Here is an 11,157-nt window from a genome sequence, read left to right on the forward strand (position 1 = left end):
GGGCAGGGCGGGATCCACCGGCGTTGTCAGTGGTCCCCTCTAGGGTGTCCGGCATGACAACTGCCGCCCACCCGAAGGCCCGTACGACCGCCGGACGCACCGCCGAGCACGGCCCCCGGGCCGAGGTCCGGCTCTCCGCCGGCCAGGCGCGACGCCTGGCCCTGCGGGCCCAAGGCCTGCTCGGCGCCCCCGACCGGCGCGCGGGCACGCGCGGGGTGCTGCGGCGCCTCGGCGCGGTGCAGCTGGACACGATCTCGGTGCTGGCGCGCTCGCACGAGCTGGTGCCGTACGCGCGGCTGGGCGCGGTGGGCCGCGAGGCGGTGGAGGCGGCGTACTGGAGCGGGGAAGGGGAGGACGCCGCCGCCTTCGAGTACTGGTCGCACGCGGCGTGCATCCTGCCGATCGAGGAGTGGCCGCTGTTCGCCTTCCGCCGCCGGGCCATCCGCCGGCGCGGCTACCGCTGGCACGTCATGAAGGACGCGGAGGGCTCCTGCGCGGCGGTGCGCGAGCGGCTGAAGGCCGAGGGGCCGCTGACGGCCACGGAGCTGGGCGGCGCCAAGAACGGCGGGGAGTGGTACGACTGGTCCGAGACCAAGATCGCGGTCGAGTGGCTGCTGGACACCGGTGAGGTGGTGTGCACCCGGCGGCGCGGCTGGAAGCGGGTGTACGACCTGGCCGAACGGGCGGTCCCGCAGGAGCTGTTCCACGACGACCTCGACGACACCGCGTGCATACGGCGCCTGGTGGCGCAGGCGGGTGCGGCGATGGGCGTGGCCACGCGCGCCGACCTCGCGGACTACCACCGGCTCAAGGCCGAGCAGGTGGATGCGGTGATCGGGGACACGGGCCTGGTGCCGGTGGAGGTCGAGGGCTGGGGCAGGCCGGCCTGGGCGGACCCCGCCGCGCTGGCCGAGGAGCCGCGCGGGCGGCACCGTACGACGCTGCTCTCACCGTTCGACTCGCTGGTCTGGGACCGGCCGCGTACGGAGCGGATCTTCGGCTTCACCCACCGGCTGGAGGCGTACGTGCCCAAGGCCCGGCGGGTGCACGGCTACTTCGCGATGCCGCTGCTGACGGGCGGCGCTCTGGCGGGCCGGGTGGATCCGGCGCGCGAGGGCCGCACGCTGGTGGCCCGGCAGGTGTCCATGGAGGGCCCCAAGGCGGTCGAGCCCATGGCCCGGGCGCTGTGGGAGGCGGCCGGCTGGGTGGGCTGCGACGCCGTGCGCGTCGAGCGCTGTGACGACGCCCGGCTGGCGGCGGCGCTGGTGGCGGCCCTGGAGGGCTGACGGTGGCCGGTGGGGTCCGGTCGGCCGCCGGTCCCCGGCTGCCGGTCGTCAGCGGATCTCCAGGATCTTCTCCCGCATCGCGTAGACCACCGCCTCCATCCGGGAGTGCAGCTGGAGCTTCTCCAGGATGTTGCGCACGTGGTTCTTGACGGTGTTCTCGCTGATGAACAACTCCTTGGCGATGTCGCGGTTGTTCATCCCGGTGGCGACGAGCTTGAGCACCTCCAGCTCCCGGTCGGTCAGCCGGGGCGCGGGCACCAGCCGGCGCTCGTCCGTGCGCTGGATCATCGACTTGAACTCGGTGAGCAGCTTGGACGCCATCGACGGGCTGATCTGGGACTGGCCGTCGGCGACCGCCCGGATCGCCGTGGCCACCTCGTCGGTGGAGATCTCCTTGAGGAGGTAGCCCGTCGCCCCGGCCTTGATGGCGTCGTAGAGGTCGGCCTCCTCGTCGCTGATCGTCAGCATGATGATCTTCGCGCTGGGGGCCACCTCCTTGATGGAGGTGCAGGCCTCGATGCCTCCGCGCCGGGGCATCCGCACGTCCATCAGCACGATGTCGGGCAGCAGGTCGGCGGCCTTGTCCACCGCCTCGGCGCCGTCCCCGGCCTCCCCCACGACCTGGATGTCCTCCTCCTGGGCGAGGACGATCTCCAGTCCGCGGCGGAAGAGCGCATGGTCGTCGACGACAAGGACCCGGATCGGCTCCTCGCGTGCGGCGTCGCGGCCGGCGCGGGCGCCCTCGTCGTCCTCGCCGGACCCGGCCACGGGTCCGAACCTGTCCGCCATCGTTCCTCCCCCTGAAGGCCATGGCCCTTCGCGGTTGCGCGGTCTGCGCCGTTCCCACCGGTTCCGGCGCACCCGCGGTTGGACGCGACCATGATTTCATGCCGCGCCGCCCGCCCGTGCTTTCCCGGCCGTGCTCGCACGGGCGATGCCCCGGGAGCCGTGCTCCCAGGGCATCGTCACGAAGCCGCGTCAGCCGCCGAGTTCACCGCCGGCCCCACCGGGCTCTCCGGTGTAGAAGGGGTCGCTGTTCAGGTGGATGACGCCGTAGTCGTACGCGTGCCGCCGGTAGACGACACTGGGCATCTTGGTCTCGGAGTCGACGAACAGATAGAAGTCGTGGCCGACCAACTCCATCTCGTACAGCGCCTGGTCGAGCGACATCGGCGGCGCGGAGTGGGTCTTCTCGCGGACCACCAGCGGGCCTTCGCCCCGGATCTCCAGCGGTCCCATGTGGGTGACGGGCACCTCGCCCTCACCCTCCGTCGTCAGCTCACCCCTGTCGTTGAGCTCCGCGGCCCCGGTCACCAGCGCGCCGACGCCGCCTGCCGGAATCCGGCCGTTGCGGCGGGTGATGCGCTTGTCGTGCTGCTTGCGCAGGCGCGCCTCGAGCTTGCTGGTGGCAAGGTCGAGCGCGACGTAGGGATCGGTCGCCGCGGCCTCCGCCCGGATCACCGGTCCTCGCGAACGCACGGTGATCTCCACACGGTCGGAGCGGTCGGACTGCCTGGGGTTGGGCTCCTTGGACACCTCCACGTCGAGGCTGATCACCTTGCCGTCGAGCTGCTGGATGCGGTCCAGCTTGAGCTTTTCGGCCACGTGCTTGCGAAACCGCTCGGGGACCTCTGTCTTGCGGCCCTTGACGACGATGTCCACGCAGAACTCCGTTCCCGGATCGCTCCGCCGAAGGTGCGGAGCGCATCCCTCTTGCATCAGGCCCCGGGGAGGTCCGGAGCCACCGACTAGGCGGTTTTCACCTCCTCCTCCCCCGTCGACAAGATCTACACCCCACCGGCGTCGCGCCTCTTCGGGCGTCAGCGAACTTCTTCAAGCTTCAGCGAAGGCGTACGAAGCGCGCCAATCGGAGATTCCAGGCATAGGTCCTGCCCTTCCTCACAACCGAACATATCTCGCTCGGAAGCGCGTCGGTACCCCCTATCGCCACGTACCTCCATTCAGGTGTTTTCTCGCCGTTTCCCTCAGGAACGCCGGGCGTTCACGGTCCGTTCCGCTCTCCGACCGGTGAAATCCGGCCATCCGCGGAACCGCGGCGACCACCGCCGCACCCACGACGTGCCCGCCGCCGGCCTCGACCGCCCGTGCCGCCTCCACCAGCGAGGCGCCGGTCGTCATCAGGTCGTCCACCAGCACCACCGGCCGTCCGGGGCGCCACAGACGCTCCACCCCCGCCGCTACCCCCATCGCCCCGGTCACATTCGCCCTGCGCTGCCGCGCGTCCAGCCCGGACTGGTCGGCGACGGCCCGCCGCAGCCGCAGCCCCGGCACCACCCGGGCCGGCAGCCCGCCGGCCCGCAGCGCCCGCGCCGCGGCCAGGGCGATCCGCCGCCCGGCGTCGTGGCCGCGCCCGGCCACCGCGCGCCGCGCCGAAGGCACCGGCACGAGCAGCAAAGGCCCGCCCCGGCCCCGTACGCCACCGCCCCGGCCCCTGGCACCGGCCATGGCCGCAGCACCCGCCAGGGCCGCGCCCAGCGGCTCGGCCAGGCCGAGCCGGCCGCGCTCCTTGTGGGCGAGCAGCACCGACCGCACCGCGCCCTCGTACCGCGCGGCCGCGTGGACCGGCGGCAGGCCCGCCGGTCGCGGCTGCGGCCACACGCGCTCCGGCTGCCGCCCGCACAGCTGCGCGCGGCACCCGTCGCACAGCACGGACCGCGGCAGACCGCACCCCGCGCATTCCGCCGGCAGCACCAGGCCGGCGATCTCCTGCCACAACCCGTGCATGGATCCACTCTCGCGCGGCCCGGCCGGCCCCGCCACCCCTGTGGAAAGCCACCGGCAGAGGGCCGGCGAACCACCGATGATCTGCGCAAACGCCCGCGCCGGCGGGGCCGCGCAGCGCGAACGGCCGCTACCCGGGGTAGACCGGCGCCGAGCCGTCGCGGCCCACCAGCTTCCAGTTGGTGTCCGGCAGCAGCCGCACGATGCCGCCGTCGCCCTCGGCGACGAGCGCCTGGGCCTTGCCCGGGTTCTCCGAGGCGGCCACGCCGCGCACGCTCGTGATGCCCGGCAGGCCCGAGCCGTTCAGCTGCGAGCCGTCGGTCTCGATGTACTGCAGCTGCTGCAGCCCACCGGGCTCGTTGCCGGCCACCAGCAGGCGGCTCGCGCCCGCCCAGGAGACGGCGCTGACGTCCTCCAGCCGGGGCGCCACCGCCCGCAGCTCCTGCACCGACAGGCCCGGCCGCCCGGCCCCGCCGCGCCGCTCGACCCGGCCCAGCCGCAGGGCCGTATGGTCGCCCTTGGTCACCAGCAGCGCAATCCGCACCCCGTCCGCGGCCACGCGCAGTCCCGTGATGCGGCCCCCGTCCAGCCCCGGCACCGGGACCTCCTCGGGGGTGCCGGTGCCGCCGGGCACCCGCAGCAGCCGCGGGTGGTCCGGGTCCTGGTCGGCGACCCACAGGTCGCCCAGGCCGTCCCAGCTCGGTGCCGTGAGCCCGGTCCTGGCGCCCGTACCGCCGCGCACGGTCAGCCGGGGCTCGCCCAGGGGCGCCCCGCTGCGCATCGGGGCGACGTACAGCGACTGCCCGTTCGCACCGACCCCGGCCGCACGCTGCTCGGTGCGATCCACCGCCACCGAGCGCAGCTGCACCCCGGCGTCGGCGCCCAGCGGCCCGGCGACGCGGTGCGGCTCCTCGTCACTGTCGGACAGGCTCGCCATGTGGTGCTGGCCGTCGACGAAGTACTGCCGGTCCGGCCGCCCCGAGGTCAGCGCCGGGGCGTACCACCGGGCCTCGTCCCGGCCCAGCACGCACAGCCGCGAGCCGTCCTTGCGCTGCAGGGTCACGTCGGTGACCTTGGCCGACTCCTGCACCGTGTAGAGCAGCTGGGCGGCCATGCGCAGGCACTGGTCCTGGTTGGCGCCCGCGGCCCGCTCGCTCAGGCGCACCTTGAGCGCGTTGGAGTCGTCCAGGCTCACGCGCTGGTCCTCCAGGCGCGTGCCCGTCGGGAACGCCGAGGCGGCCACCGGGCCCAGCCACGACGTCGGCCCGTCCAGCAGTGCCTTCACCGTCGAGGTCACCGGGTCTATGCGCTTGCGCACGTACACCGGGTCCGCGACGAGCACCTCGTGGCTCTTGCCCGCGCCCCCGCCGGCGGAACCGAGCTCCGCGAAGTAGTACTTGTTGACGGATCGGTAGATCCGCTGGAAGTCGGAGACACCGAGGACCAGGCCCGCGTCGAGGGCGTCGATGCGCCACTCCCCGTCCTCGCGCGCCATGTGCAACTGCGCCTTGTAGTCGCGCTCGTCGGGCTTGTAGGCGTGCTTGGCGTCGACGACCGCGATCTGGTGCCCGGTGAGGGTGACGAGGTAGCCGCCCTCCCGGTCGCCGCTCGTGCGCTCGACACGCACCTGCGGGGTGCGGTCCAGCACGGTCGTCTGGGCCGAGGGGTCCCACTGCCGCTTCACCGACTTGGCCAGGTACATCCGTGCCGTGTCGTAGTCGGGGTCGTCGCTGGTGGTCGCCTCCAGGAAACCGGTGACGAGCTCCTGCGGCTGCTCGTTCTTGCGCGGCGGCACGCCGTAGACGCGCACCTGCGCGTCGGCCTCGGCCCGCTGCGAGGAGTCCACCGCCTTGACCTCGCCGCCGTCCGGCATCGAGGCGCACCCGGCGATCAGGGCGCCGCCGACGGCCAGCGCCGCCAGGCGCGCGGCCGGGCGGCCGCGCCGCCGGCCCGCGTGGTCCTGCGCTGTCCTCACGTCCGCCTCCGGTCCTCGCGCCCGCCGGGCGTCCCCGCGTCGCCGTCCTGCTCCTGCGTGCCGGGCGCGCCGGGCGTGTCGTCCGGGGCCGGGCCGGCGGAGCCGCCCTCGCCCCGGTCGGGGGCCAGGGTGCCGCCCGGGCGCGCCACGACGCGGGCGCCGCTGCCGGGCAGTGCGGTGGGGTCGACCGGTGGCCGTACGTTTCTGCTCTGCGCGGTGCCCGCGGGCGGTACGGCCCCGGGCGGCGGCCCGGCGGGCGGCTGCACCTGCTGGGCGGCGCCGTTCGCGGCGGCGCCGCGGTTGCGCCGGGAGTCCTCGGGCTCCAGCGGGATCGGCGAGCCGCGCAGGCTGTCGCCGGCGGTGCGCGGCAGCGTCAGCCGGAACTGCGACCCGCCGCCGGGCTCGCCCCACGCCTGCAGCCAGCCGCCGTGCAGCCGCGCGTCCTCGACGGCGATCGACAGCCCCAGCCCCGTGCCGCCGGTGGTGCGGGCGCGGGCGGGGTCGGCGCGCCAGAAGCGGTTGAACACCCGCGTCGCCTCGCCCGGCTTCAGGCCCACGCCGTAGTCGCGCACCGCGACCGCGACCGCGCCACCGGCCGCCGCCAGGCGCACCACGACGTCCTTGCCCTCGCCGTGCTCGACGGCGTTGACCACGAGGTTGCGCAGCACCCGCTCCAGCCGGCGGGCGTCCGCCTCGACGATCACGGGCTGCTCGGCGCCGCGCACCAGGATGCGGCTGCCCTTGCGGTCGGCCAGCGGCAGCGCCCCGTCCACGACCCGGTTCACCACGTCGCGCAGGTCGATGGGCTCGGCCTCCAGGGCGGCCGCCCCCGCGTCGAACCGGCTGATCTCCAGCAGGTCCGCCAGCAGCGACTCGAACCGGTCCAGCTGCCCGATGAGCAGTTCCGCCGAGCGCGCGGTCACCGGATCGAAGTCCTCGCGCGCCTCGTGGATGACGTCCGCGGCCATCCGGACCGTCGTCAGGGGGGTGCGCAGCTCGTGCGAGACGTCCGAGACGAACCGGCGCTGCATCCGCGACAGCTCCTCCAGCTGCTGGATCTTCACCTGGAGGTTCTGCGCCATCTTGTTGAAGGCCTCGCCCAGGCGCGCGATGTCGTCCTCACCGGTGACCTTCATGCGCTCCTGCAGGACGCCGGCCGCCAGCCGCTCGGAGATGCTCGCGGCCATCCGCACGGGCGTGACGATCTGCCGTACGACCAGCCACGCGATGGCGCCCAGCAGCACCACCACGAACACGCCGGCCGTCGCCAGCGTGCCCTTGACCAGGCTGAGCGACTTCTCCTCCTGCGTGAAGGGGAAGAGGTAGTACAGCTGGTACGGCTTGCCGTTGACGTCGTAGAGCCGCTTGCCGACGATCAGCGCCGGCTCACCCTCGTCGGAGGCGCTGTGCTTGATGGTGCCGGGCTTCTCGAACGTCCCCGTGTGGGTGTCCAGCTGCCGACGCAGATCGACCGGCACACTGTGCTCCGGATCGATGTCCCCCGAGGCCCGCGGGCCGCGCGTACCGCCGACGTACGAGGTGTCGCCGTCGCCCGCGCTGAGGGCCACCACGTGGTAGACGCCCTGGCCACCACTGGCCAGCTGCTGCACCAGACCCGTCAGCCAGGCGCCGGAGTCGGGATTGCCCCGGCCACCGGACTGCGCGGTGTCCTGACCCCGGTCCGACCCGGGGTCGGCGGCATCGCGCGCCGCCTTGAAACCGCCCTCGGCCTGGCTCTGCGAGGCATGCCGCTTGGCCTCCAGCAGGCCGTTGCGCACCTGCCCGATGACCACCACGCCCAGCAGCAGCACGACGCCCAGCGACATCAGCAGCGTGGTCGCCACGACCCGCAGCTGGATGTTGCGCCGCCACAGCCGCATCGCGGGCAGCAGCGGCCGCCTCACCCAGCGTACGTACAGGCGCAGCAGCGGATGCACCGGGCCGGCCCCGGCGCCGTCCGAGAGCATCCTCCCGGCGCGCCACAGGCGCCGGAAGAAGGAGATGCCGCCCGGAGCCTCGACGGGCCGCCCCGCATCGCGCTCCGGAGCGGCGCCGTTGCCCGACATCTCAGCTCGGCCCCGCCTTGTACCCCACACCACGGACGGTCACCACGATCTCCGGCCGCTCGGGGTCCTTCTCGACCTTCGAGCGCAGCCGCTGGACGTGCACGTTCACCAGCCGCGTGTCCGCGGCGTGGCGGTAGCCCCAGACCTGCTCGAGCAGCACCTCGCGGGTGAACACCTGCCACGGCTTGCGCGCCAGCGCCACCAGCAGGTCGAACTCGAGCGGCGTCAGGGCGATCGACTGGCCGTCCCGCTTCACGGAGTGACCGGCGACGTCGATCACCAGGTCCCCGATGGTCAGCTGCTCGGGTGCCGGCTCCTCGGACCTGCGCAGCCGCGCCCGGATGCGGGCCACCAGCTCCTTGGGCTTGAACGGCTTGACGACGTAGTCGTCCGCGCCCGACTCCAGACCGACCACCACGTCGACCGTGTCGCTCTTCGCCGTCAGCATCACGATCGGCACACCGGACTCCGCCCGGATCAGACGGCACACCTCGATGCCGTCACGGCCGGGCAGCATCAGATCGAGCAATACAAGATCGGGTTTGGCCTCCCGGAAAGCGGCCAGCGCTTTGTCGCCGTCCGATACGAACGACGGCTCGAAACCCTCACCACGAAGCACGATTCCGAGCATCTCGGCCAGTGCGGTGTCGTCGTCGACGACGAGGACGCGTCCCTTCATATCGACATCATCCCATTACCCGATCGTGACCTGGCACACAGCTCCGCCAAACCCGTCTTCGTCACGGGTGAAACAATGCCGTTTTCCGTGACAATGGCGGTCACCAACTCCGGCGGTGTGATATCGAACGCAGGGTTGTACGCCTGCGTACCCAGGGGCGCGACCGCCCTTCCGGGCACTTCCCCGGGCATCCCACCGGGGAACTCGGTCACCTCCAGAGCCGGCCGCTGCTCCACCTCGATCGCCCCACCGTCGGCCGTCGTGAGATCCACCGTCGTCGTGGGCGCCACGACCAGGAACGGCACATGGTGGTAGCGGGCCAGCACGGCCAGCGGATAGCTGCCCACCTTGTTGGCCACGGACCCGTCCGCGGCGATCCGGTCGGCGCCGATCACCACGGCGTCCACCTCGCCCGCCGAGAACAGCGAGCCCGCCGCGTTGTCGGTCAGCAGGGTGTACGGCATGCCCGCCCGCGCCGCCTCGTACGCGGTCAGCCGGGCACCCTGCAACAGCGGACGCGTCTCGTCCACCCACAGCCGGCGCAGCTCCCCGATCCGGTGCGCCGCACCCGCCACGGCCAGCGCGGTGCCCTCGCCGCCGGAGACCAGGGCGCCGGTGTTGCAATGGGTCAGCAGCCGGAAGCCCCCACCGGGCAGCAGCTCCTTCAACAGCTCCAGCCCGTGCTCCGCCATGCGGGCGCTGGCCTGCGCATCCTCCTCGTGCAGCGCACGAGCCTCCGCCAGCGCGGCCCGCCAGGCCCCCTCCGGCCCCGCCCCGTCCGCCAGAGCCGCCCGGTACGCCGCGAGGGCCCGCCCGACGCCGTAGGCGAGGTTGACGGCCGTGGGACGGGCCGCGGAGAGCATCTCCGCGGCCTCCTCCACGTCGAAGCCCCGCACGGCCGCCAGAGCCAGCCCGTAAGCCCCCGCCACGCCCAGCAGCGGTGCGCCACGGACCGCGAGGGTCCGTATCGCGTCGATCAGTGCGGGCACGTCGGTGCAGACCAGCTCCACCTCCTCGGCGGGCAGCCGCCGCTGGTCCAGGAGGACGATCACCGGGCCCTCGGGGGGCTCGTCCCAGCGCAGCGCGACGGGAGCGGACCCGACAACAGACGCGGATGCCACGTACTGATCAGCCATTGGTCCAGTCTGCCCCGGCCACACCAACTATTGAAGGGCTCCTCCTGCGGCTCCCTCTTACGGGCTTCGCCGGTCCTCCTGACACGATGGCTCACCGGCAAACCGCTCGAAAAGCCGGTGTACGGCACAACGGGCAGCAGAAGGAGCAACGCAAAGATGTACGACTCTCCGGGGAACGGCCGTTACGCCGCCCCGTGGCCCCCTCCGGTGCCTCCCGCACCCCAGCCCGGCGTCATCCCGCTGCGCCCCCTCGGCACGGGCGAGATCCTCGGCGGCGCCTTCGCCACGATGCGCCGCCACTGGCGCACCGTCTTCGGGGTCTCGGCGGCCGTCGCCGTCGTCACCACGGGCGTGTCCACGGCCGCCCAGGGCATCTGGTTCCGCAAGGCCACCGAAGCCGGCCAGGCCGGCGACCCGCAGGCGGCCCTGCGGGAGGTCCTGGACGCGGCCAAGGAGAGGGTGCCCGAACTGGCGCTCACCTCGCTCATAGGACTCGTCGGCTCGATCGTCGCCACGGCCATGCTGACGGTCGTCGTCAGCCGCGCCATCCTGGGTCGCCCCACCTCGGCCGCCGACGCCTGGCGCAGCGCCCGGCCCGAACTCCTGCGGCTGACCGGGCTGTTCTGCGTGGTGCCGCTGCTCATCCTCCTGCCCTGCGCGGTGGGCGTGGCCCCCGGCCTGCTGCTGGCCGCGGGCGGGGAGACACCGATCGGGGTGTCCCTGACCCTCCTCGGCGGAATGCTGGGGCTGGCGGGGTCCGCCTGGGTGTGGACGCGATTCAACCTCGCGGCGCCGGCCCTCATGCTCGAAAAGCAGGGCGTGGCCTCGGCAATGCGACGGGCCGTCAAACTCGTTCGAGGCGACGGCTGGCGTATCTTCGGAATACAGGTGCTGGCAGCACTCATCGTCGCCCTGGTCGGAATGATCATTCAGATTCCGGTGACGGCCATTCAATTCATTGCGAATGGCGGCCACATGACGGATGCTTACGCTTCCTCGTGGCCTTTCCTGATCACGAGCGGCGTGGTGGCGGCAATCGGCGCGACGGTTTCGCTGCCGATTTCGGCCGGCGTCACGGCCCTGCTGTACACGGACCAGCGCATCCGCCGCGAGTCCCTGGACATCGAGCTGGCCCAGGCGGCTGCGGCGCGTACCGCCTGACGCACGTCCTCTCACCTTCGCCGTGTCGCTGCGCATGCTTCGCCGCAGCGACACGGCCGGGGGGAGTGGGGGACGGGGGTGGAGTGCCCGTAAACGCAGAGAAGCCCCGTTG

Annotated in this window: 9 protein-coding genes; 2 read left to right on the forward strand and 7 right to left on the reverse strand. The window is 73.0% G+C overall.

Going from position 1 to position 11,157, the window contains the following annotated elements:
- Positions 1 to 53: 53 nt before the first annotated feature.
- Positions 54 to 1,286 carry a winged helix-turn-helix domain-containing protein gene (locus AC27L3_RS16800; RefSeq protein ID WP_487234811.1) on the forward strand — a complete coding sequence of 411 codons (1,233 nt, stop codon included), beginning with the start codon at positions 54 to 56 and terminating at the stop codon, positions 1,284 to 1,286.
- Positions 1,287 to 1,334: 48 nt separating this feature from the next.
- Here AC27L3_RS16800 and AC27L3_RS16805 read toward each other — a convergent pair whose 3' ends face one another.
- The 7 genes from AC27L3_RS16805 to mtnA form a co-directional block, all read right to left on the reverse strand.
- Positions 1,335 to 2,075, reverse strand: a complete 741-nt coding sequence (locus AC27L3_RS16805; RefSeq protein WP_487234812.1) for a response regulator — start codon at positions 2,073 to 2,075, stop codon at positions 1,335 to 1,337.
- 189 nt (positions 2,076 to 2,264) lie between these two features.
- On the reverse strand, positions 2,265 to 2,948 hold the full coding sequence (hpf, locus tag AC27L3_RS16810; RefSeq protein WP_487234813.1) for a ribosome hibernation-promoting factor, HPF/YfiA family: 684 nt from the start codon (positions 2,946 to 2,948) through the stop codon (positions 2,265 to 2,267).
- Between the two features lie 279 nt (positions 2,949 to 3,227).
- Positions 3,228 to 4,031, reverse strand: coding sequence for a ComF family protein (locus tag AC27L3_RS16815; RefSeq protein WP_487234814.1), 804 nt, complete (start codon positions 4,029 to 4,031; stop codon positions 3,228 to 3,230).
- A gap of 127 nt (positions 4,032 to 4,158) precedes the next feature.
- Positions 4,159 to 6,003, reverse strand: a complete 1,845-nt coding sequence (locus AC27L3_RS16820) for an LpqB family beta-propeller domain-containing protein (protein WP_487234815.1) — start codon at positions 6,001 to 6,003, stop codon at positions 4,159 to 4,161.
- Entirely contained in the window at positions 6,000 to 8,069 is a 2,070-nt protein-coding gene (gene mtrB / locus AC27L3_RS16825; RefSeq protein ID WP_487234816.1) for an MtrAB system histidine kinase MtrB, read from the reverse strand. The genes AC27L3_RS16820 and mtrB overlap by 4 nt, the downstream gene beginning before the upstream one ends.
- Before the next feature lies 1 nt (position 8,070).
- Positions 8,071 to 8,748 (reverse strand): two-component system response regulator MtrA, encoded by a 678-nt coding sequence (mtrA, locus tag AC27L3_RS16830; RefSeq protein ID WP_344438496.1) that lies wholly within the window; start codon positions 8,746 to 8,748, stop codon positions 8,071 to 8,073.
- On the reverse strand, positions 8,745 to 9,884 hold the full coding sequence (gene mtnA / locus AC27L3_RS16835; RefSeq protein WP_487234817.1) for an S-methyl-5-thioribose-1-phosphate isomerase: 1,140 nt from the start codon (positions 9,882 to 9,884) through the stop codon (positions 8,745 to 8,747). The genes mtrA and mtnA overlap by 4 nt, the downstream gene beginning before the upstream one ends.
- A 156-nt stretch (positions 9,885 to 10,040) precedes the next feature.
- On the opposite strand from mtnA, the gene AC27L3_RS16840 reads away from it, so the two are divergent.
- Positions 10,041 to 11,045 (forward strand): DUF7847 domain-containing protein, encoded by a 1,005-nt coding sequence (locus AC27L3_RS16840; RefSeq protein WP_487234818.1) that lies wholly within the window; start codon positions 10,041 to 10,043, stop codon positions 11,043 to 11,045.
- Positions 11,046 to 11,157: the final 112 nt, after the last annotated feature.

This window comes from Streptomyces sp. PKA51, from assembly GCF_057552455.1.